Genomic DNA, 22746 nt, shown 5'->3' on the forward strand with positions numbered 1-22746 from the left:
AGGCCGCTCGCGCCGCGGTACGCGGCGCCGGCGTCGTTCCTAAATTTAGCGCTGGCTCAGGGGAACCTCAGGCCAGAGCTTGTCCCACGAATGCCCGGTGAGGTCTTCAGCAACCTTGCGGGCTTCGGGAGTGGCGTCTTCCTTCGCCCCGCCCGCTTCCAAACGATGGATCTCATCCATGAGGATGGCGTGGGTGTGCTTATCCAGCTTGACGAAGCGGGAAACAAGCAAGGCCACCCCGATGAGGATCGCGGGAAGAATGACCGTCACGAAGGCGATCATATGGGAAGCGCCGGTGGACTGAGCCACCTGGCAGGAGCTTTCCAGCACGCCGGAGGCATCTACCTTGCAGGCACCTTCGTGCAGCGGGGTGTAGCCGGAGGCCGCCAGGTTCGTGCCCTTTTCCAGCGGATTGACGAAACCGCCCAGATCCATGAACCAGCCAACGAGGAAGGTTCCCAGCGCACCGGTGGACTTACGCCCGAAGGTCATAACGGCCGCGTAGATACCGGCGCGGTCTTCGCGGGTCATGATGTAGTCAACGTCCGGAATGAAGGGGTACACATTCCACGGGGTGTATTCGAGCAGCGCGCGCCCGCACTGGTAGATGACCGCGGTGGCCAGCAGGTAGATGAAGGCGTTGCTTTCCGGCCCGATGAGGTAGATCGCACCCACACCCGCCAGCGAGGCGAGGATCAGCGTGAAGGAGAAGGCCCACAGGAAACGCGGCCCGTGCGAGAGCATGAGGAACATCGCCCAAATCGTCATGGGGATACCCACGATGGACACGGCCTGCAGCCAGAAGCCCTGGGATTCGCTCATTCCCACCGCGTAGACGGCGAAGAAGGTGAGCGCCGAAGCGTACACATCCTTGCCGGTGAAGGAGAAGAGGTACACCGTCAGGTGCTTGTTGTAGGAAGAGTTGCGGAACACCGAGGTGAATTCCACCGCGGTGTGCTTGAGCATCTGGAAACCGTTCATCTTCGGCATGGCGTCAAGTTCGGCCACGAATTCCGGAGTGAGCGGGCGCTCCCACGTGGTGGCGTAAGTGGTGAACACACCGATAGCGAAGAGCACCGCGAAGGCGCCACCGATTCCGAGGTAGGCCCAGGGGTTGGAGACGTTACCGCGCACCAGCGCCGGGATGAAGAACACCACGAAAGTACCCGTAGCCGAGCAGAACATACGCATGGACGAAAGCGTGGTGCGTTCTTCGTACTTACGCGTCATTTCGGTGGGCAGCGTCTCCCACGGAATGAGGATGATCGCGATAATAACTTCGATCAGCAGGTAGATAACGAGGTAGTACCAGAACCCGCCGAAGGGGATCCACAGCAGCGGGAAGATGAGAAGCAGCAGTGGGCCGCCGATCATGAGGAAGAAGTGGCGCCGCCCGAAACGCCGCCCCAGCTTCGTGCGGTAGAAACCGTCCGTGAGCGGGCCGATGAATACCGAAATAAGAGCATCAACGATACGAGCTACACCGAGGATAAGACCACCCTGGGTAGCCGTTACCCCGCCGTAGTTCGTGAAGAAGTAGAGCAGCAGACCGGAGATGATGGTATTCCACCCACCACCCATGAGGTCCACCAGCCCGAAACAAATACCGCGACCAATGGTGATCGGCTTGGCGGTGTACACGCGCAGCTTGGAGAGTTTCTCCAGCTCACCACGCTTATCGGCGTCTAATGCGCCGCTATTGTGTGTTCCCATTTTCTTTTGTCTTTCTGTGAAAGGAGGAACGGTTGTGGTTCGCCATCGACTCTTACCGCGCTCACGCTCGGCTTCTGTGCCCGCGCGAGCTGTTACCGCGCTACACTGCCGCGAAGCTATCACTACCGCTCTTTCGCATCAAAAGCTTATAAGTTTCCAAGGCTTTCCAGCAGTTATCTAGCTCCCGGTTCATATCGTGGACGAGTGACGTGCCACCGGGGAGATTCTCTGAAAACCGCGGATTATCGCGGTTTTTTGCACGACGACGGCGCTTGCGCGCACCCCTCCGCCCCCACCATGATATTTTTCACATTTAGAGATTCCCGTTTCGTGCTTTCAAATACTCTCCCGAAAACCGCATGTTTTCGCGTAAAGTGAGGGTACGGGCCGCGGCGTCGTCGCCGATGGTCACGCCCCCGGTCTCTGTGCCCGCGTGCCACCTGGCGCGGTGGAGTACCTTAAAAGAAGAAAGCCGAGGCGAGGGAAAGCCCCGCGCCCGGCTCAAAAATAGGAGGATTCAATGTCGACGCCCCTCACTCTCAATCCGGATCGGCTTTTCCCGGCCGATCCGACGCAGCGGAAACTGGCGCGCGAAATTTTCGAGGTCACCAAGAAGCATCCCATCATTTCCCCGCACGGCCACGTTCCCCCCGAATGGCTCGCTCTCAATACCCCCTTCACCGATCCCACGAGCATGCTCCTGACCCCGGATCACTACACCAACCGCCTCTTGCACGCGGTGGGCCGGGTGGATCTGGCCGATCTGGGCGTACCGGTAGGAAGCCCGCTTTCCCCCGAAAAGTCCCGCGCGGCCTGGCGCCTGTTCTGCAAGAACTGGTGGACCTTGCGCGGTACCGCGGTGCAGGGCTGGTTTGAATCCGAATTTGTGGATGTCTTCGATGTGCATGTGCGCCCCTCCGAAGAAACTGCCGACCAGATCTACGATCACATCAACGCATTGCTCAAGACGGAGGAGTTCCTCCCCCGCTCGCTGTACAAGCGTTTCAACCTGGCGATGATGGCCACCACCGATGATCCGGTTTCCGATCTGCGCTACCACAAGCAGCTCCTCGAGGATCCCACCTGGGAAGGCTATATTCCGCCCACCTTCCGCCCCGATAAGTACCTCGAGCCGGCCACCCCGGACTTCAAGGCAAATGTGGAGGCGCTCGGTCAGGCGGCCGATCAGGATGTGTCCACCTATGCGGGCTACGTGGAGGCCATGCGCAAGCGCCGCCTCTTCTTCAAGGAAATGGGTGCGGTCTCCTCCGATCATTCGCATCGCGATCCGGGCACGGCACGCCTACCCGAGGCGCGGGCGGCCGAACTTTACAAGCTCGCCCTGGACGGCAAGATTTCGCCGGAAGACGGCGCTGCGCTGCGCCGGCATATGCTCAACGACCAGGCTCGCCTGGCCTGCGAGGACGGCCTGGTGATGACCTTCCACCCGGCCGTGTACCGCAACCACCACCAGGCGGCCTTTGAGCGCCTGGGCGCGGATGTCGGGGGCGATGTGCCCATGGCTGTGGAGTTCACGAATAACGTGCGTCCCATGCTTTCCGAGTACGGGGACAATCCGAACTTCCAGGTTGTTTTCTTCACCATCGATCAAGATGTCTACCAGCGCGAACTGGCTCCGCTGGCCGGCTACTACCCGAGCGTCTACGTGGGCGCACCGTGGTGGTTCATCGATGAGCCGGATGCGATTTTGCGTTACCGCGAGCAGGTCACCCCCTACGGTACTTTCTACAAGACCTCCGGGATGATTGACGATACCCGCGCCTTCGCTTCCATTCCCGCGCGGCACGACGTCGCACGCCGGATGGACGCCGTGTACCTGGCCCGTATGGTTGCCGAACATCGCCTGGAGCTTGATGAGGCTCTCGAGGTATCCGAAGCACTCGTCACCACGATTCCGGCTCGGGCTTTCCGGGTGGACACCTCCAAGCTGAGCGGAACCACCGCTCAGTAAGGCAGCCACCGCTCAGCCGCGGCACTTACGGCTCGGTAAGCGGAGCGTGGCTCCACACCGAGCCGCCAGCGCCCCAACGAGCTGTCCGGCATTGCAGATTCGGCCGTGCGCGATACGTTCGCGCACGGCCGAGCGCATTAACCACCTTAACATGAAGTGACGGCCACCACTTTGCTATGATCGATTTGTTCCATTAATCAACGGAAAGGAGTCGCTATGGCGAACGAATTTGTGGACAAGATTAAGGAAGGCGCAACCGAAGCTTTTGATCGGGCTAAGGAATTCGGTCAGAAGGCTGCTGATAAGGCAGGTCAGCTGGGCGATGCCGCCAAGGAAAAGTTCGAGGACATCAAGGACGAACTAACGGACAAGGACCACGGCGATAAGGCCGCGGAGAAGGCTTCCGATGCCGGTGACAAGGCGAAGGATGCTAGCGAGAAGGTGAAGGACGCTGCCTCCGATGCCGGTGATGCCGCGAAGGAAAAGTTCGAGGACGTCAAAGAGAACCTCTCCGATAACAAGTAAATCCACCATTCAGCAGTAAATCCACCAAAGTAGTGCTGGGTGCACCCGCCACAGGGTAGCCCACGGCGGGCGGCGAAGAAGAATCTTCGCCGCCCGCTTACTTATGTCCGCAGGGCTTTCTTTAGGTGCGGTATGCGTTTATTTAGGGGCGGTGCTGGATCATCGCCGTCGTGCTGGCAAGAATCGCGGCGGCCATAGCAACATTGCAGGATTCGGCTTTCCCGTAGATCGGAATGGCGACCGTTGCATCCACATTGGCGTCCACATCCGCGAAGCCGTGCGCTTCGTTTCCCAGCAGCCAGCATACCGGCCGGGTGAGATCCGGCCCGAGGGGCGGCTGCCCAAGATAAGCGGTGTCATTTGCAGACGTCACCAGGGTGGCAAGATCCCACTCCCCTTCCCCGGTGGCTGCCAAGAAACTGATGCCCGCGCGCTCCAGAACGCCGTCAAGCTTGCTGATGTTAATGGAATCGAGAACCGGCAGATGGAAAATAGAGCCGGCTGAGGATCGAATAACCTTCGGGGACCACAGCTCCACGCTACCGCGGCCAAGGAGCACCGCATCGCATCCGGCCACGTCAGCAGCTCGAATAATGGCACCAACGTTCCCGGGGTCCTGGATATTAGCGGTGGCGAGCACCAGCTTCGCGTCCTTGACCGTCGGGGTGAGCGCGGGAGTTTCCGGAATGTCGATAACGGCCACAACACCGCGCGCATCTTCGGAGAGCGCCTGCATCTCATCGGCATTAAGCGGGTGATGGTACACGTTGGCTTCTTTAATAAGCCCGCCCAAGTCCGGATTGGAGATCAGGCTGGCTTTCGTATAGTAGACGTCGCGAACAAGATTCGCGCGGTGCGCGAGGAGCTCCTGAACAGCCCCGGGACCTTCCACCAGGGTTTGCCGGAAACGTTCGCGCTGCTGGGGCCGGTGTAGGCGGGCTGCGCGGGTGAGTTGGGTATGCGATGCGGGTGTGCTTTTCACGGGTCTTTTTCTTTTTCTATAGCTTGCAGTTTTTCGGTAGCGCTAGGGCCGCACGAATCCGTCGGTGAAAATACCGGCCACGCCCCAGCGTTCCAATTGCCGGGCGCGTTCGGGGTTGTTGATTGTGTAGACGTGCACGTCTCGGCCCGCTGCCCGGACCTCTGCCACCACGGCCGCGGTCACGGCGTCGTCGCTCATGTGCAGATAGCGGGAATCGGTGAGGTCGAGGACGGTGAGCCAATCCGGCCCGAAACTCGTTCGATCAACGAGTGCGCCGCGCGGGATCTCGGGGGCGTGGCGCGCGAATTCGGCCAGTTGCAGGTGCGAGAAAGAGGAGACCAGGGCTCGCTCGGGGCCGAGCCTGCGGGCCTGTTCCGCTACCGCGCGCACGAGGGCACGGGCTTGCTGGCCACCCTGCGCGCAGGGTTTCATTTCGATATTGATGCTTATCCCGGCCTCGAGGGCAAAATCAACGAGTTGGGCGAGGGTGGGAATCTTCTCCCCCACGAAGCCCGGGCTGAACCAAGATCCGGCGTCCAGGGTGTCCAGGTCAGCGGCACGCAGCGCATCGACACGCCCGTGGCCGGTGGTGGTGCGTTCGAGGGTCGCATCGTGGCAGAGCGGGAGAGAGCCGTCTGCGGTGATATCCACATCCGTTTCAATCCAGGTGAATCCGGCCTGGTAAGCAGCCCGAAATGCGGCCATGGTGTTTTCGGGTGCGTCGGCGCACAGGCCCCGATGGGCGAAAAGTTTCATGATTGTAGTCTAAACGCAGCGGCCCGAGTAACGAGATTTCGTCACTCGGGCCGCTGATAGGTCACTCTTGAAAAAGCTTAGGCAACCTTGGGTGCGTTCACGTCTTCCGGAAGCGCAGCCTTGGCGGCGTTGACCACCGCGGTGAAACCGGTGGGATCATTGACGGCCATCTCAGCGAGCTGACGGCGATCAACTTCAATTCCGGCCAGGCCCAGGCCCTGGATGAAGCGGTTGTAGGTCATGCCTTCGGCGCGCACGGCCGCGTTGATGCGGGTGATCCACAGCTTGCGGAAGTCGTTCTTCCGCTTCTTGCGGTCGCGGTAGTTGTAGACGAAGGAATGGGTGACCTGTTCCTTGGCCTTACGGTAGAGGCGGGACCGCTGCCCGCGGTAGCCGGACGCCCGTTCGAGGGTAGTGCGACGCTTCTTCTTGGCGTTGACGGAGCGCTTGACGCGTGCCATGTTTTTCTCCTTTTACAAAACTTTTCGTCGGACGAATCTAGCGGCCGAGCAGACGGTTAACTTCGCGAAGGTTGGACTTGTCCACAACCTGGTCGCGCGAGAGCCGACGCTTCCGGGTGGAGCTCTTGTGCTCCAGCAGGTGGCGCTTATTGCGCTGTTCGCGCATGAGCTTGCCGCTTCCCGTCACGCGGAAACGCTTCTTCGCACCGGAGTGCGTCTTCATCTTGGGCATTGTTCATCCTCACTCGTGCCCCGTGGGCACATTTGATCTACCAGATCTCCGCGCCCGCGGGCGCGCTTTTCACAAGTCAACTTATTCGGTTGCTGCTGCGTTGTTTTCCGTTTCAGAGGTTTTTGCGTTGCGTTCGGCCGCGCGTTTGGCGGCTTTCGCGCGCCGGTTCTCGCGTTCCGCTTCACGACGACGCCGCTGATCGGACTTGGCTTCCGACTTCCGCCGCGTGGGCGCAAGGACCATGGACATATTGCGCCCGTCAGCGCGAGGTGCTGCTTCCACAGTGGAAATTTCCGCGAGCTCTTCAGCCAGGCCGGAGAGCAGGCGCACACCCATTTCCGGGCGGGATTGTTCACGGCCGCGGAAACGAAGATCGAATTTGACCTTATCCCCGGCGTTCAGGAAACGTTCCGCCTGCGACTTCTTGGTGTTGTAGTCATTACCGTCAATCTTCAGCCCAATCCGGATGGATTTGATCTGAGTATTGGCCTGGTTACGACGTGCTTCCCGAGCTTTCTGGGCGGATTCGTACTTGTATTTCCCGTAGTCCATGAGGCGCGCGACCGGCGGATTGGAATTCGGAGCAACTTCCACCAGGTCGAGGTTCGCCTCTACAGCCAGGCGGAGCGCATCTTCCGTGCGCACCACACCGACCTGTTCACCGCTGGGGCCAACAAGGCGCACCTTAGGGACGTGGATGCGATCATTTACACGCGGTTCGTTGTTAATTGCAGTTCCTCTGTTCCTCAACGTGGACAACGCACGGAGTACTCCCGAGGTGACACGGCACGCCAAACGGCCATGTTACGAACCCGCTACCCTTTGATATGACCCGGTACTTATCTTTTCCGAAAATTCCTTTTCGAAGTAGCGCCCGGGCGGGCGGCTAGGTGGGATTTCTCCACTTGCGTTCCGGCAGAATGCCGGATTGACCGTATTAGTGTAGCACAGACACATGAGCTACAGATAACACCGCGGGTTATTCTCCCCACATGCGACGGCGCATCTGTACCCCGCAGATACAGGACTCGCCACTCAGGAAAGCTCCGCGAGAGCCTGGGCAACGGTGAAGTTTCCCTCGTAGAAAGCTTTGCCGATGATGACCGAGTCGACGGGGCCGGGCGAATCGCTATCGGCGCTCGCGCAGCGCTCGCTCAGCTCCCGAACGGCGCGCAAATCGGCCAGCGTCGCCATCCCGCCTGAGGCAGTGATATGCACCTGGCTCAGCTCTGCGACCCGCTCGAGTAGCTCAAGGTTAGCCCCGGCGAGGGCACCGTCTCGGGTCCGGTCCGTGACGATGTAGCGGCGCGCACCGGCGTCGTCGAGAAAATCTATAACTTCCCGTAACCCTCCGACATCAGTACCGGCACCGCGCGCAACCACCCGGGTGCCGTCGACATCAAGACAAACCGCCACCCGATCCGCGTGCTGCGCCAGTACCCGCGCTACCCACGCACGATCCCGCAGGGCAGTGGTGGCAAGATTAATGCGCTCCGCGCGGGTAGCAAGGGCGCGCTCCAGCGCCTCCGGGGTGTCGATGCCGCCGGAAAGCTCCCAGCGCATCGGGTGGCTCTCCATAAGGCGCTCGAGCAGGGCGGAATTATCCCCGGTGCCGTATACCAGATCGAGATCCACCAGGTGAATCCACTGCGCCCCTGCCGCCCAGAAATCCGCGATAGCCGCGGCCGGGTCACTCCACGCTTCCGGGCCGGTACCCAGCCGCGCGGAACGCCCTGCCCGAATATCTACCGCAACGAGCAGCTCACAGCTCATCGCAATCCCCCGCAGCGGTTTCCTCGCCAGCCTCGCCACGCATACCTTCCGCGCTTTCCCCGCGGGTCACCTTGCGCAGGATTTTCTCAATATCCTGCTGGGTGAGCTTCGCGGAATCCCACGGGTCACAGTCGGTAATGGAGCGCTCCCCCAGCATGAGCTCCTCAACGATGGGATCTAAAGAATTGAGCAGCAGGCCGGAAGCGATTTCCTCATCGGCTTTGCCTGCGAAGAAACGCCGCGCGCGCACCATCCCGGATACGCCCGGCTCAAAACCGGTGGATTCCTTATCCAGATTCACATCAATGAGGATGGAACCGTAGGGGCTGAGGCGGGAGAGCATGCCGGCAACCGCCGGGGCGTCATCGGAAAGGGAGGCGGGTTCCTCATCAGGATCCGGGCCGGTGATATTACGGATATCCCATTCGTCATACACGGGCGTTGCCAGCTGGCGATACACCAGCGCTCCGGAATGCGTGGCGACCACCTGCACGTCCAGGCCGTGCAGCGCGCAGAGCGCCGCGAGGGTATCCGCGCTATCAAAAGGCGTGAGTACCGCGTATGTGCGCACGTCAGTCATTGAGTTATCCTCCCCTTGCGCTTCGTTTACTTTAGTTGTTTTCCCAGGTGCCGGTGAGTAGGCCGCGGCCGAGCACGTGTTCACGGGCTAGGAAATACGCCACCGCGGGCCGGGTTTCCACATCGATATCCAGAACGGTGTCGAGGGCGAGCACCGCGAAAATATAGCGGTGCGGGCCGTGGCCGGCCGGCGGGGCGGCGCCCTGGAAAGTCGGGGTTCCGCCGTCGTTCTTCAAGGTGAGGGCCGGTGCCGCAAGCGCACCGGAGCCACCGGCCACAATCTCGCTGGTATCCGCGGGCAGATTCGCCACCGTCCAGTGCCAGTATCCGGACGGCGTGGGAGCATCCGGGTCATAGCAGGAGACGAGCAGGCTGACCGTACCCTCCGGCGGGGCATCCCACCCCAGTTGCGGATTGCGGTCCGCACCGCCCGGGGTGCTGCCCGCCCCGGTGGCGCTTTCGGGCAGTGCCTCGCCTTCCGCGAAATCATCGGAGGTGAGGTGAAGATCAACGCTTCCGGCCGGCACTCCGGCGTAGGGATCGTGGGTGGTCATATCCGCTCCTTATGCGTGCTTGGGGCGCCGCGTCCGCGCGGCGGGCGTGCTTGAGTTCCAGTCTAGCGGTCCGTGCCCGTGCCCTCGGGCCTGTTTTTGGCGACGGCGCCCGCGCCCCGCGGCGCGCTCGCAGCACCGGTGCCGGTATCCTGAGGCGCAATCTTGTCGACGGCGCCGCCGAACCGCCGTTCGCGCTGCCCGTAGGCGGCGCAGGCATCCCATAGGGCGCGCCGCTCGAATTCGGGCCAGGGCAGCGGAGAAAAATACAGTTCCGCGTAGGCACTTTCCCACATGAGGAAATTGGAGGTGCGGTATTCCCCGCCGGTGCGGATGAGGAGGTCGACGTCGCGCATCCGCGGAGCGTAGAGCTGGGCGGTTAGGGTGGCTTCGCTAATGCGCTCCGCCGTGAGCTCCCCGCGAGCTACCCGTTCGGCCACCGCGCGCACCGCATCGACAATTTCCGCGCGCCCGCCGTAGTTAATGCACAGATTGAGCACCATGCGGGTATTCCCCGCGGTCAGTTCTTCCGCGGCGTGAATCTCACGCAGCACCGAGCGCCACAGCCGGCCCTCGCGCCCCACCCACTGCACCCGCACGCCCCAGTCGTGGAGTTGATCGCGGTTGGCGCGGATAATATCGCGGGAAAACCCCATGAGGAAACGAACTTCGGCCGGCGAACGCCGCCAATTTTCGGTAGAAAAAGCGTAGACGGATAGCTCCGCGATTCCGAGTTCCAAGGCCCCGGCCACCACGTCCATGAGGGAACGCTCGCCGGCTTTATGGCCTTCGGTACGCGCCAGCCCGCGGGCATTTGCCCAGCGCCCGTTGCCGTCCATCACGATGGCCACGTGCTCGGGCACCCGCCCCAACCGCGGGGGCGTGAGGCCGGGCCGATGGGCCGGGGTGGGCCGCTCCAGGTGGGCCAGATGTGGATGCTCCAGCTTCGGGTGTACTTCTGTCATGATGCCGACCTCACGATCTGCAAGGAACGTACCTTGCGTTCCAGATACCATTGCACGTACGCGGAAATATAGCCGTGCGCGGTTTCCCCCGCGCTCCCGGCAAGCGCGTCGATAATTTCCCAATCCCCGCGGGCTAGCGCGGCGAGGAGCCGCCGCGCGTCTTCCCCCGGATAGGCTGCCCCGCGCGGGGCGCACCGCCGGCACACCAGCCCACCGGCTTGCACGTGGAAGGCGGTGAGGTCCTCCCCGCTACCGCAGAGCGCGCAGGAAGTGACCGCCAGGCCCCACCCGGATACCGCCATGGCACGCAGCAGGTAAGAATCCATAATTGGGTAGGGAGCGTGCTGGCGGGAGGCCAGGGAATTGAGTGCCCCGAGGAGGAGGCGGTAGTGAGCTCGGTCCGGCTCCCTTTCCGCCCCGAGCTTTTCGGCTACTTCCACCATGGTGCTCGCGGCCGCGTAGGCTTCAAAATCAGGCGCGATGGCCCGCCCGAAGGGATTGAGGGTTGCCACTTCCGTGACGACATCAAGGCTGCGCCCCCGGTAGAGCTGCACATCCACGTAGGTGAAGGGTTCCAGGCGCGCCCCGAATCGGGAGCGGGTGCGGCGCACCCCTTTGGCCACGCATCGCACCAGGCCGTGCGCGCGTGCCAGCAGGGTGACGATACGATCCGCTTCCCCCAAGTCCTGCGTGCGCAGGACGATTCCTTCATCCCGATAGAGTTTCACTGGCTCCCAGTTTAGCGGTGCGCGCGATTGACAGCCGAGATAATCGCCTTGAGGCCGGCGCGTGTCGTGGAGGTGTGAATGCCGCAGCCCCACAGCACCTGATCATCGATCTCGCATTCCACATACGCGGCAGCCGAAGCATCCGTACCTTCGCTCAGGGTGTGTTCGGCGTAGTCGAGCACCCGGATATATTCGCCCAGCTGTTCCATCGCGGTCACGAAAGCGTGGATGGGCCCGTTGCCGCTGCCGTGCAGGCTATGTTGCACACCGTCCGCCTGAGTTTCAACGACGGCGCTAATATCGGTCACCCCGCCGCTATGGTTCGTGAATTCCAGCGCGCGCAAGCGGTAACGCCCCCACGGAGTGCTGGCCTTCCCCGGTGCCCCGTGCGCGCCCGCCGGCCCCTGCTCTCCGTAGCCCTGGGAGAGCGGGAGGTATTCGTCCACGAAAATATCCCAGAGGGTATCCGCACTGACTTCTTCTCCGGTGCGTTCTGTCCAGGTCTGCACGATGCGGGACAGCTCGATTTGCATACGCCGCGGCAGATCCAGGTTTCGGGTGGTTTGCATAAGATAGGCCACACCGCCCTTGCCGGATTGGGAGTTGACGCGCACGATGGCATCGTAGGTGCGCCCCACATCTTTCGGGTCAATGGGTAGATAGGGCAGCGCCCAGGGAACTTGCCGCTCATCTCCCCCGGCCGCGGCCAGATCGGATGCCCGGCGCTGCATGCCTTTCTTGATGGCATCCTGGTGGGAGCCGGAGAAGGACGTGTAGACGAGCGAGCCAGCGTAGGGCACCCGCGGCCCCACCTCAATCCCGGTGCATTCTTCGCACACATCCACGATGGCATCAATATCGGAAAGGTCCAGTTCCGGGTCAATTCCCTGCGAATAGAGATTCATAGCAACCGTAATGAGATCAACATTTCCGGTGCGCTCCCCCTGCCCGAAAAGGCAGCCTTCTACCCGGTCGATCCCGGCGAGCATGGCCAACTCAGTGGTGGCGACCCCGGTACCACGGTCATTGTGGTTATGCGCGGAAAGCGCCACGTATTCACGTTTGGGGATATGGCGGGAGAAGTACTCGATTTGATCCGCGTATACGTTTGGGGTGGCGCGTTCTACCGTGGTGGGCAGGTTAATAATAATTTCGCGCTCGGCATCCGGTTGCCACACCTCCATGACGGAGGAACAGACCTCGAGGGCGTAATCAATTTCGGTATCCACGAAGATTTCCGGGGAGTACTCGAAGCCGAAAATGAGATCATCCGGCAAGACTTTCTCGGCGTAGGCCACGATTTCCCGAGTTCCGGCCATGGCTAGTTCGCGGATAGCCTCCTTCGAGGAGCCAAAAACCACATCGCGGAACACCGGCGAGGTCGCGTTATACAGATGCACGGTGGCGCGCGGGAATCCAGCCAGCGCATCGATAGTGCGGTGGATGAGTTCGGGGCGCGACTGGGTGAGGACCGAGACGGTCACATCTTCGGGTACCGCGCCGTCCTCCGCCAGGGAGCGCACGAAATCCCAATCGGTTTGGGAGGCAGCCGGGAAACCAATCTCTATTTCCTTCACGCCGATCTTGACAAGCAGATCAAAAATCCGCCGCTTGCGGATCATATCCATGGGTTCGATAAGAGCCTGGTTGCCGTCCCGCAGATCGGTGGAGAGCCAGCGCGGCGCCTTGGTGATCCGGTTATTGGGCCAGGTGCGATCCGGCAGCGCGATCGGATTGGTGTCGAGGAAGGGCCGGTACTTGTAGAACGGCATTCCCGAGGGGCGCTGACGGTGCGTGTATCCGGAAGTTTTCATGGGGTGGTCACCTTGTCTTCTCTGTGTGGCGGTCAAATTTAAGAACGACGGCGCAGCTTAACCCGCCGCGAGAAGCCGAATAAGCTCGCGGCGGCTCATAAGGAGAAGGCGAGAGGAACCCATACGGATAACTCTAGCCCCTCAGCTAGCTGAATATGCACAGACTTGTCCGAGATGTGAGACATAACGCCCGGGATATGGACGATTACGAAGGGTGACGGCGCGGTGGGCTGGTGGTACCCGGCCGGGCCGCGTTAGTTCAGGGCTGCGGTTAGAGCACCGCCGGAAAGGCGTTCCAGTATCCCAGGCTCATGAGCAGAACCGCCTGGGCGCAGAGGGTGAGGAGGGTCGTCACTCGCGCGATGCGCCCCATGCTCGGCCGCGCACTCCAGCTGCGGAAAACGGCCCGCACGTGCATCCACGCCGCGCCCAGAGCCGCTAGGTGTACAAGGGCAAATCCGCCCTGGACGATGAGAAGATTATGTGAGTAGGTGAGCGCGATATGGGCAACGGCCACCAGGTAGATGAGGAATACCACCCAGGCTCCCACCACGGAAAGCGAAGCGAGATTGAGGGCTGCGCCCGATCTGGAAAAATTCGAGAGTCGATGCCCGCGCACCGGAATCCAGCACACCGCCACCAGCACGATGCTGAGCCCGAGGAGGGCCACCCCGCCCAGCGCGATATAGAGCGCTGTTTGGGCGGTGAACCACCCGCCGGCCGTCAGGGTGGGGGCGACGAATGCCTGCCGGGGTTGGTCACCGGCCACCCGCGGCTGCGCCGTCGCCGTAAAGGGTAAACCGTTAACCCAATCCGCGGTATCTTGCATGGCCGCCTGGGACAGCTGCCGGCGGTTGATCTGGAGGCCGTGGTCCGCGTCTTTGTAGTAGCGCACCGTGAGCGCGCTGTTTCCGGCCTCTTCCAGGTAGTTGCTCATCATCTGCGGGCCCTGGATCGTCGGCATGGAATTATCTGCCGTGCCGTAGAGCATAAGAACCGGCATGGTCATCTGCTTCTCATACGGCGCCGCATCAAAATCAATATAGCGGAAGGTGTCGGGGCCGAAATCCTGGCCGATAAGTTTTGGAATGGCGGCGCGCAGGCGTTCCGGTGCGTGAATCTCCCGCAGGTAGGCGTCGGCCGCGTAGGCCCCCTGCTGGCGGATCGGGAGCACCGGGGCGCTGATAAGAGCCACGTAATTCACCGCCCGCGCGCTGGTGGCCACAATGGGCGCAACGAAGCAGCCTTCGGATACCGCGTACAGGCCGGAGTGGCGCGCATCAACGTCCTCCCAGGAGAGCATCTCGCGGTAGACGTCCTCGAAATCCGCGGCGAGCTGGAGATAGTCACGATGCGTCGTCGTATAGTTCGCTACCCGTTTTTCCGGAACCACCGTAATAATCCCGGTAGAAGCAATAGCTTCGGTTTCCCGCCCGAAATCACGCGCGGAAGAAGTGCCGGTACCGTGAATAAAAAGCATGCCTGGCACCACCGGGCCCGCGCCTACCGGGCGTTTAACAACAGCCGGAATGAGGGTGCCATCCCGCAAGGTGATGGTGACCGTGCTACTCGCCACCTCGTACGTTCCCAGCCGCGCGGTGGGAACCCCGGTGGAAATTGTGGTATCCGCGGTTTGCGGGGCGATCGCGGCGGTCATGGGTTGCGGATTCCACCCCGGGCCGAAAGCACTCCCGATCAGCCCGGCGGCGAGCACCACTATCAGCCAGGTAACGAAACGTTTATGGGTGGGAAGCCAGCGCCGCCAGCCCCGGAGCGCGCTGTGTTCCGGGCCTGCGGCGCTTTCCATTCCGCTGGCTGGCACCAGGGTGCGCCCCGCCGGCGGATTCTCGGCGGGCGGGGTATCGGGATGATCGGTGAAACGCACGTATCAGAACCCGAGTCGATCCAGCATTTTCGGGTCACGTTGCCAGTCTTTGGAAACTTTCACGTGCAAATCAAGATAGACCGGCGTACCGAGCAGCGCCTTAATGGCTTTGCGGGCATCGCGCCCAATCTGGCGCAGGCGCGCACCCCCGCGCCCAATAACAATCCCCTTTTGGGAATCGCGCTCCACGTGCAAAGAGGCATGCACCCGCACCAGCGGGCCACCGTTCGGTGCGGTGTCCTCAATGATTTCGTCGATGGTGACCGCGAGGGAATGCGGAAGTTCCTCGCGCATTTTTTCCAGGCCCGCTTCGCGGATAAGCTCCGCGATGAGGGTTTCTTCCGTTTCATCGGTAATCGCATCCAGCGGATATAGCGGCGGGGAAACGGGGAGCTGTTTAATAATCTGCTCGGTGAGGACTTCCACCTGATCCAGCGTGGCGGCACTCACCGGGACGATCTCCACAAAATCATGGAAAGCTGCCACGGCCGCGATCTTCTCCGCAAGGGCTTCGCGGCTGACCAGATCGGTTTTAGTAATCGCGGCGATCATGGGTACTTTCGCGCGCACCGCCAAATCGAGGAGGTACTTATCGCCCGGCCCGAGTTTTTCATTAGCGGGTAGGCACATAACGATGGTGTCCACATCGGCGAGAGAATCGCGCACCATATCACCCAGGCGTTCACCCAGCAGGGTGCGGGGGCGGTGCATCCCGGGGGTATCGACCAGGATCACCTGACCGGCATCCCGAGTCACAATGGCGCGAATAATACGCCGGGTGGTTTCCGGGCGGGCGCTGGTAATCGCGACCTTCTTGCCCACCATCGCATTGGTGAGGGTTGATTTCCCGGCATTCGGGCGGCCCACCACCGAGGCGAACCCGGCCCGAAATTCCGTGTTTTCCACCGTCATCGTCTTCTAGTCCTCACCCTCATCATCGGTTTCTTCGCGCGCAACGATAATAGTCGATAACCGGCGCCGGCGCCCTTCGAAGCGGTCGGCCACCATGTGGATTCCGGCCACCGTTGTTTCTGCTCCGCGGATGGGAACCCGCCCGATGCTTTTGGCGAAAAACCCACCGGCGGTATCAACGTCGTCGTCCTCCAATTCGATTCCGAAGAGGTCACCTAGATCATCGATGGGCATACGCGCCGGGATGCGGAAACTACCCGCCTCGAGTTCTTCCACGGCCGGGAGGGCCCGGTCGTGTTCATCGGAGATTTCTCCCACGAGTTCTTCCACAAGATCCTCGATGGTGACCAGGCCGGCGATACCGCCGTATTCATCCACGACGAGGGCAATATGAACCTGGTCGGCCTGCATTTCCCGCATGAGCGTATCAATGATTTTAGTTTCCGGAACGAACACAGGTTCGCGCACCAGATCGGCCACCCGTAGCTCATCGTGCTGGTGGCGCCGGTGCACCCGCCGGATCACGTCCTTCAGGTAGAGCACCCCGATTACATCATCAATGGATTCGCGGTACACGGGCACCCGCGAGAATCCGGAGCGGGTGAACAAGGAGATGGCGCGGTCAAGGGTTTCATCGGCCTCCACCGCGATCATATCGGTACGCGGGACCATGACTTCGCGCACCAGGGTGTTCCCCATATCGAAAAGTGATTGCAGGATATCGCGTTCGGCATCATCCAAGGCCTCGGATTCGGCCACCCGTTCCACCATAACCGCGAGCTGGTCTTCTTGGCGTTGTTCGGCTTCTTCGGGTGAGAATTCGCGTTCCCGGATGAGTAGCGAAAGCAACCAGGTGAGCGGGGAAAGCCACCAGGTGGCTTTGCGCAGCACTCGCTGGTGGCGTTCCACCCCGAAACTCAGGGGGTTGAAGAAGGCGAACGCGAGGAGAACCAGCACCGTCACGCCGAAGAAAATGGGGAAGATCTGCCACCAGGCAGCTACATCCGTTCCCAGGGCGAAAGTGAAGCAGATTCCGTAGCTGGCCATGAGGAGGGCCCGCACCACCGCGATGCCCATAGAGGCGGCCGGGCGGCGGGCCATAATGGCCACCACGCGTGCCGAACCGCGTTCCTTATGCGCGTACATTTCCGCGGCTTCGGTGCGGGTCATCCGCCCGAGGGCAGCACCCACCACGGTGCACCACAGGGAGAGCAGCAGGCACAGGCCGGCCGCAATATAAAACGGAGCGGAGGGCAGCGTTCCCGCTGCCACAGGTAAGTGATCCATCCTTTCTTACACCTCCGTGGGGCGCGGATCGCCTCCCCCGCGTTCGGAGAGGAACACGAGGAGGAGTTGGCGTTGCAAAGCAAACATGGTGTCTTTTTCTTCCGGGGTTGCGTGATCGTAGCCGAGCAGATGCAGAATCCCGTGGGTGACGAGGAGGAGAATCTCCTCCGCGGTGGAGTGCCCCATGGCGTGAGCCTGGCGGCTGGCGACCTGCGGGCATACAGCGATATCACCGAGCATTCCCGGGCGCGGTTCTTCACCCGGTGGTGCCGGGCGCACCTCATCCATGGGGAAGGACATGACATCCGTGGGGCCTTCCAGATCCATCCACGTCACGTGGAGATCCGCCATGGCATCCTCGTCGAGGAGCACGATAGATAGATCCGCCATGGGATGCACCCGCATCTTATCGAGGACATACGTGGCCAGCTCCGAGATCTCTTCCAGATCCGCAGCCGGACTAAAACTCGATTCGTCATTTACTTCAATCATGTGGTCTTTCCTGACAACCGTTCCCTAGCTTTCCCCGAAACAGCTCTGCCGCCATTCACGCCGTGACACTACCGCTACCGCCCCGCGCTAACGTTGCCGGGAATCCCAGCGGGCATAGGCGTCGATGATTTCGGCAACCAAGCGGTGGCGCACCACGTCCGCCGAACTCAGCTCCGAGAAATGAATCCCCGGAACATCACGCAGAATCCGACGCACCACCTGCAATCCGGAAACTTTATTCGCCCCGAGATCAACCTGGGTGATATCGCCTGTCACCACCATTTTAGAGTTGAAGCCGAGCCGGGTGAGAAACATCTTCATTTGTTCGGGTGTGGTGTTCTGCGCCTCGTCCAAAATCACGAAAGCATCATTGAGGGTGCGTCCGCGCATATAGGCCAGCGGCGCCACCTCAATGGTGCCGGCAGCCATGAGTTTCGGAATGGAATCGGCATCGAGCATGTCGTACATGGCATCGTATAGCGGGCGCAGATACGGATCGATTTTATCGGTGAGGGAACCGGGCAAAAATCCCAGGGATTCCCCGGCCTCCACCGCCGGGCGCGTCAGAATAATACGTTTGACCTGCCCGTCATTGAGTGCCACCACCGCTTTGGCCATGGCGAGATAGGTTTTCCCGGTGCCGGCCGGACCGATCCCGAAAGTAATATCGTGGGTGTCGATTGCGTCCACGTACGCCTTCTGGCCCAGGCTTTTCGGGCGGATAGTTTTACCGCGCTTGGATAAAATATCGGTGTGCAGCAGCGTGGTGGGATGCGCCACGCCGGCGCGCGCAATATCAACGGCGCGGGCCACTGCGTCACGGGTGAGGATTTCACCTTCGGCAACGACGTCGATTAATTCCCCGAGGAGCGATTCGGCAAAATCAAGCTCGGCCGCCGCGCCGGTCAGGGTGATCCGGTGGCCAAGCACGTGAATAGTGGTGGGGGCGAGCCGTTCTTCCAAGGTCCGCAGGACGTCATCACGATGCCCGAGCAGCTGAATCATGGAAACTCGGTCCGGCACAACAATGGTGCGCTGGCTGTGTTCTGTATGCGTCATTACGTCCTATAGTAGCGCGCCCAGCGCCCGCACGGTGGCGATACTTGCCAGTGCGTAGGCCCCGGCGGAGGCGCTGCGCAGCACATGCGCCCCCAGGAGCACCGGGATAGCGCCCGCCGCCTGCAATGCCTCCATCTCCTCCGGTGCAATCCCGCCTTCCGGGCCGATAATCACGGCCACGGGCCCGGCCACGTGCGCGAGGCTCACCGTTCCGCGGGTTACCGCTTCTGCCAGGGTAACCTCGGCTTCCTCATGGCAGATGAACACGGTGCTCCCGGCGAGGGCCCGGGGCAGCTGCGCCGTCGTACTTAATGAACGGATACGCGGAATATAGCTGCGCCGCGATTGTTTCGCCGCCGCGCGTGCGGTGGCCTGCCAGCGAGCCCGGCCTTTTTCTTCCTTGTTTTTCCACGACGCAACGCAACGGGCCGCTTCCCACGGGACGATATCCCACACCCCGTATTCGGTGCAGGTTTCCACCGCCTGTTCATCGCGGCCGCCCTTGGCAAGGGCCTGCACCAGGGTGATGGGCCCGGCCGGTTTCGGCTCCGCGGTCACGGCCTCGATGCGGGCGCGCACCTCATTTTTGGCGACGACGCTCACCGTGCACCGGGCACGGCGGCCTTCCCCATCGGAAAGCAGAACCTCCTCCCCTACCCGGATCCGCATGACGTTGGCGTGGCGAGCTTCCTCGCCGGTGAGACTGAGTTCCTGGCCTACCCGGAGGGATGCGCCGGCTCCGCCCCCGGGCCGGGTGGCGGGGAAGTCAGCGAAGAAAAGCGGGAGCGTCACAGCGAACTCAACCTTTCGCGCAATTTATCGAAGAAGGATTTGCCCTGCTCGGATAGCTGAGCATCCTGCACGCTTTCCCCGCGCAGCTCGGCCAGTTCGCGCAGGAGCTCGCGCTGGCGTTCATCGAGGTCTGTTGGGGTTGTCACCGCAACGGTGATACGCATATCCCCGCGGCCCTTGCCACGCAAACGGGCAACCCCCAAGCCTTTGAGGGTGAGGACCACGCCGGATGAGGTCCCGGCGGGAATCTCCAGCTCGCGGTCCCCGTCCAGGGTCGGAATGGTGACGGTTCCGCCCAGGGCCGCGAAGGTCATGGGCACCTGAACTTCACCGAGGAGTTCTTCGCCCACCCGCTGGAAAATAGGGTGTTCCGCTACCCGGATTTCCACAAAAATATCACCGGCCGGGGCACCGAAGGTTCCGGCATCGCCCTGGCCGCGCAGGCGGATACGCATTCCGTTCTCGATTCCGGCCGGGATGTCCACGGTGAGGGTTTTTTCTTGGCGGATGCGCCCGGTGCCGTGGCAGGGGCGGCAGGGGTCCGCGATGACGGTACCGTGGCCCTCGCAGGTGTGGCAGGGCACCTGGGTAACCATTTGCCCGAAGAGGGAATTTGTGACTTGCTGAACCATGCCCTGGCCTTGGCAGGCCCCGCACGTGACCGGTTGGGAACCGGCCGCGCAGCCGCTACCCGCACATGTAGGGCACACGCTGAAGAAGGAGTCACTGACCTGGCGCTGGGCTCCGAAGACCACGTCGGAGAGCTCGATGCTCAAACCGAGCAGCGCATCACGCCCGCGTTCCCCGCGCGGGGCCGGACCGCCCGCGCGCATACCCGCTCCCCCGAAGAAGGTGGAGAAGATATCGTTCATATCGAAACCAAAACCGCCAGCCCCGGCTCCCCCGCCGAGTCCGCCGAGGTCGTATTGCCGGCGCGAGTCCGGGTTGGAGAGCACCGTATACGCTTCGTTGACTTCTTTATAACGTTCGGCGGCTTCCGGACCGGCGTGATCCGGGTGTAATTTGCGCGAGAGGCGCAGGTACGCTTTGCGGATTTGCTCCTGGCTCGCATCGCGTTCCACCCCGAGGGTTTCGTAAAAATCAGCCACATTTCTCCCGTCTTTGTTCTTTTCTGCGCCCTGACCGCGCCGGCGCGCTATCTAGCTGAGGAGTGCCCGTTCAAACGCCGTGCTCCCTACCGTGTATCACCGTACTTAGGACTGCCCGGACAGAATACCGGATAGGTAATGGGCAACGGCACGTACCGCCGCGATATTCCCGGGATAGTCCATTCGAGTAGGGCCGACGACGCCCACTCGGGCAACTTCGTGCCCGGCGACTTCGTAACTGGAGGAAACCACGGAGGTTTCACTCAGATTCTCATGATCGTTTTCCGCCCCGATGGACACCGCCACATCAGTTTCCATTGCGGCGAGGAGCCGCAAGAGCACCACCTGTTCTTCCAAGGCATCCAGCACCGGAGAAATCGAGTGCAGGAAATCCACCGAATGGCGCGAAAGATTGGCGGTGCCGGCCATGGTGAGGCGATCCTCCGCACCGGTATGCACCGCGGTGGTGAGCGCCGCCGCGATATCGCGCAGAGCTGCGGCAGCCTCCGGTTCGCTGCGTTCGGCGATCTCTGCGAGTACCGCAACCGCGGTGGTCAACGGCTGGCCGTTACAGCGGGTAGTTACCTCCCGGCTCACCGCGTCCACATCGAGACCTTCCAGGTGCGCAGGCACCGCGATAACGCGCTGTTCTACCCGCCCCGCGCTGGTAATGACCACGAGGAGAATACGGGTAGCGCCGAGCCAAATGAGTTCCAGGTGGCGCAACACTGCTTTATCCAGCGCCGGGTATTGGATGACCGCGACTTGCTGGGTGAGGTGGGAAAGCAATCGCGCGGCGCGATCCAGCACATCATCAAGATCCACCGCGGCATCAAGGATTTGACTGATAGCGCGCCGTTCCGCTCGCGAAAGCGGCTTGACGGTAGTAAGGGAATCTACGAACGCGCGGTAGCCGGCATCGGTGGGGATGCGCCCGGCCGAGGTATGCGGATGGGTGAGCAGCCCGGCTTCTTCCAAGACCGCCATATCATTACGCACGGTAGCCGGGGACACTCCCAGCGCGTAGCGTTCTACCAGAGCTTTGGATCCCACCGGTTCGCGGGTGGTGACGTAATCGCGCACAATCGCCTCAAGAACGCGCCCGCGCCGATCTTCTGCCGCCACCTGTGTTCTTCCTCCCCGCTCAGCACTCTATACCTTCGAGTGCTAATTCTACGCGGGGACGCCCGGGAGCGCATACCCTTAGAGCGTGATGTTCTCTGCTACCGGAATGCCTGATCGCTACGGCGACGACGTCCTCGCCCGCGACCCGCACGACCACCGCCGCCCCTCCCGCCCCGTTCCGGCCGCCCCCGGCCTCCTCATCGAGGATGTGGCCTCCGGCTTCGTGGGCGAGGTGCTTTCGGTAGGGAAAGTAGCCGGCCGCTGGCAGATGGAAGTGGAGGGCCGCGGCGGGGTGCGCCGTTCCTTCCCGCTGGGCAAAGGTTATTGGATCGAGGGTGAGCCGGTAGAAATCACCACCCCGAAAGTGGAGGCCCCGCGCGGCCGGCTCCTAACCGCGTCCGGATCTTTTCACGTCACGGCGCGGGCGCGCGTAGCACGCGCCTCGCGTATCTGGGTAGAAGGCAAGCACGACGCCGAACTGGTGGCCAAGATCTGGGGTGAAGATCTGGCTCTCGAAGGGGTGGTGGTCGAAGAATTACTCGGGGTGGATAATCTGGAGTCCGTAGTGCGGGAAACTGCTCCCGATAATGAGCATCGCCTGGGTGCACTGGTAGATCACCTGGTGCCCGGTTCCAAAGAATCTCGGATTGCGGCGCGGGTGGCCGGCCCGGGCGTGCTCGTGCTCGGCCATCCCTATATCGACGTGTGGCAAGCGATTAAACCTGCCGCCGTGGGCTTGCGCGCCTGGCCGGAGGTACCGCGCGGGGAAGATATTAAAGTGGGTACCCTGCGCCGGCTCGGCTGGCCGCACGAAACCGCGGAAGATATTGGCCGGGCCTGGGCCCGGATTCTTAGCTGCGTGCATTCGTATAAAGATATTGAGCCCGCGCTACTGGGCCGCATGGAAGAACTCATTGATTTCGTGACCGCTGCCGGCACCCGGTAGGGAAAGGCGTACCCGGTAGCGCGAGGACGCACCCGGTAGCGCTACGATTCCTAGGCCCTCAGGGTATATCCTTGCTGCGTGCGCCTAT

At 61.9% G+C, this 22746-nt stretch carries 23 protein-coding genes; 3 read left to right on the forward strand and 20 right to left on the reverse strand.

Annotated features, from left to right (window positions below; all coding sequences use genetic code 11):
- Positions 1-45: 45 nt before the first annotated feature.
- Positions 46-1713, reverse strand: coding sequence for an MFS transporter (locus tag ACTFPK_RS08515; RefSeq protein ID WP_126134496.1), 1668 nt, complete (start codon positions 1711-1713; stop codon positions 46-48).
- Between the two features lie 520 nt (positions 1714-2233).
- Here ACTFPK_RS08515 and uxaC point away from each other — a divergent pair.
- Together uxaC and ACTFPK_RS08525 are read left to right on the forward strand one after the other, a co-directional pair.
- Complete coding sequence (uxaC, locus tag ACTFPK_RS08520; RefSeq protein WP_274733062.1) at positions 2234-3685, forward strand: glucuronate isomerase; 1452 nt, start codon at positions 2234-2236, stop codon at positions 3683-3685.
- Between the two features lie 216 nt (positions 3686-3901).
- Positions 3902-4210: a hypothetical protein gene (locus ACTFPK_RS08525; RefSeq protein WP_126134498.1), complete on the forward strand. Its 309-nt coding sequence runs from the start codon at positions 3902-3904 to the stop codon at positions 4208-4210.
- Positions 4211-4352: 142 nt separating this feature from the next.
- Here ACTFPK_RS08525 and ACTFPK_RS08530 read toward each other — a convergent pair whose 3' ends face one another.
- The 19 genes from ACTFPK_RS08530 to hrcA all read right to left on the reverse strand — a co-directional run bounded on the left by ACTFPK_RS08530 (position 4353) and on the right by hrcA (position 21712).
- The gene (locus tag ACTFPK_RS08530) at positions 4353-5192 is read right to left on the reverse strand and encodes a TrmH family RNA methyltransferase (RefSeq protein ID WP_126134499.1); all 840 of its coding nucleotides are present in this window, start codon (positions 5190-5192) and stop codon (positions 4353-4355) included.
- Positions 5193-5234: 42 nt separating this feature from the next.
- Positions 5235-5948, reverse strand: a complete 714-nt coding sequence (locus tag ACTFPK_RS08535) for a glycerophosphodiester phosphodiesterase family protein (protein ID WP_439911434.1) — start codon at positions 5946-5948, stop codon at positions 5235-5237.
- 77 nt (positions 5949-6025) lie between these two features.
- A complete protein-coding gene (gene rplT / locus ACTFPK_RS08540) occupies positions 6026-6409 on the reverse strand; it encodes a 50S ribosomal protein L20 (RefSeq protein WP_016442850.1) in 384 nt (127 codons plus the stop codon).
- Positions 6410-6446: 37 nt separating this feature from the next.
- Positions 6447-6641, reverse strand: a complete 195-nt coding sequence (rpmI, locus tag ACTFPK_RS08545) for a 50S ribosomal protein L35 (RefSeq protein WP_016442851.1) — start codon at positions 6639-6641, stop codon at positions 6447-6449.
- Between the two features lie 81 nt (positions 6642-6722).
- The gene (infC, locus tag ACTFPK_RS08550) at positions 6723-7436 is read right to left on the reverse strand and encodes a translation initiation factor IF-3 (protein WP_419456737.1); all 714 of its coding nucleotides are present in this window, start codon (positions 7434-7436) and stop codon (positions 6723-6725) included.
- Between the two features lie 240 nt (positions 7437-7676).
- Entirely contained in the window at positions 7677-8414 is a 738-nt protein-coding gene (locus tag ACTFPK_RS08555) for a HisA/HisF-related TIM barrel protein (RefSeq protein ID WP_439911435.1), read from the reverse strand.
- Positions 8404-8994 (reverse strand): hypothetical protein, encoded by a 591-nt coding sequence (locus ACTFPK_RS08560; RefSeq protein WP_439911436.1) that lies wholly within the window; start codon positions 8992-8994, stop codon positions 8404-8406. The genes ACTFPK_RS08555 and ACTFPK_RS08560 overlap by 11 nt, the downstream gene beginning before the upstream one ends.
- A gap of 31 nt (positions 8995-9025) precedes the next feature.
- Positions 9026-9547 carry a YbhB/YbcL family Raf kinase inhibitor-like protein gene (locus ACTFPK_RS08565; protein ID WP_274755668.1) on the reverse strand — a complete coding sequence of 174 codons (522 nt, stop codon included), beginning with the start codon at positions 9545-9547 and terminating at the stop codon, positions 9026-9028.
- A gap of 62 nt (positions 9548-9609) precedes the next feature.
- The gene (uppS, locus tag ACTFPK_RS08570; RefSeq protein WP_274755667.1) at positions 9610-10509 is read right to left on the reverse strand and encodes a polyprenyl diphosphate synthase; all 900 of its coding nucleotides are present in this window, start codon (positions 10507-10509) and stop codon (positions 9610-9612) included.
- A complete protein-coding gene (gene recO, locus ACTFPK_RS08575) occupies positions 10506-11237 on the reverse strand; it encodes a DNA repair protein RecO (protein WP_274778257.1) in 732 nt (243 codons plus the stop codon). The genes uppS and recO overlap by 4 nt, the downstream gene beginning before the upstream one ends.
- 11 nt (positions 11238-11248) lie before the next feature.
- Positions 11249-13051 (reverse strand): 2-isopropylmalate synthase, encoded by a 1803-nt coding sequence (leuA, locus tag ACTFPK_RS08580; protein ID WP_274733045.1) that lies wholly within the window; start codon positions 13049-13051, stop codon positions 11249-11251.
- A gap of 271 nt (positions 13052-13322) precedes the next feature.
- On the reverse strand, positions 13323-14936 hold the full coding sequence (locus tag ACTFPK_RS08585; RefSeq protein WP_274733043.1) for an alpha/beta hydrolase family protein: 1614 nt from the start codon (positions 14934-14936) through the stop codon (positions 13323-13325).
- A 3-nt stretch (positions 14937-14939) separates the two neighbouring features.
- Entirely contained in the window at positions 14940-15848 is a 909-nt protein-coding gene (era, locus tag ACTFPK_RS08590; RefSeq protein WP_439911437.1) for a GTPase Era, read from the reverse strand.
- Positions 15849-15854: 6 nt separating this feature from the next.
- Complete coding sequence (locus tag ACTFPK_RS08595; protein WP_274733041.1) at positions 15855-17135, reverse strand: hemolysin family protein; 1281 nt, start codon at positions 17133-17135, stop codon at positions 15855-15857.
- A gap of 6 nt (positions 17136-17141) precedes the next feature.
- Positions 17142-17627 carry an rRNA maturation RNase YbeY gene (gene ybeY / locus ACTFPK_RS08600; RefSeq protein ID WP_274733039.1) on the reverse strand — a complete coding sequence of 162 codons (486 nt, stop codon included), beginning with the start codon at positions 17625-17627 and terminating at the stop codon, positions 17142-17144.
- 87 nt (positions 17628-17714) lie between these two features.
- On the reverse strand, positions 17715-18686 hold the full coding sequence (locus ACTFPK_RS08605; protein WP_126134512.1) for a PhoH family protein: 972 nt from the start codon (positions 18684-18686) through the stop codon (positions 17715-17717).
- Between the two features lie 6 nt (positions 18687-18692).
- A complete protein-coding gene (locus ACTFPK_RS08610) occupies positions 18693-19478 on the reverse strand; it encodes a 16S rRNA (uracil(1498)-N(3))-methyltransferase (RefSeq protein WP_274733035.1) in 786 nt (261 codons plus the stop codon).
- Positions 19475-20587, reverse strand: coding sequence for a J domain-containing protein (locus ACTFPK_RS08615; protein ID WP_126134514.1), 1113 nt, complete (start codon positions 20585-20587; stop codon positions 19475-19477). The genes ACTFPK_RS08610 and ACTFPK_RS08615 overlap by 4 nt, the downstream gene beginning before the upstream one ends.
- A 105-nt stretch (positions 20588-20692) precedes the next feature.
- Complete coding sequence (gene hrcA, locus ACTFPK_RS08620; RefSeq protein WP_126134515.1) at positions 20693-21712, reverse strand: heat-inducible transcriptional repressor HrcA; 1020 nt, start codon at positions 21710-21712, stop codon at positions 20693-20695.
- An 88-nt stretch (positions 21713-21800) separates the two neighbouring features.
- On the opposite strand from hrcA, the gene ACTFPK_RS08625 reads away from it, so the two are divergent.
- A complete protein-coding gene (locus tag ACTFPK_RS08625) occupies positions 21801-22658 on the forward strand; it encodes a DUF3097 family protein (RefSeq protein ID WP_274733127.1) in 858 nt (285 codons plus the stop codon).
- Positions 22659-22746: the final 88 nt, after the last annotated feature.

Origin of the sequence: Actinotignum sp. UMB0459 (assembly GCF_051905915.1) — a bacterium.
Taxonomy (GTDB): Bacteria; Actinomycetota; Actinomycetes; order Actinomycetales; family Actinomycetaceae; genus Actinotignum; species Actinotignum sanguinis.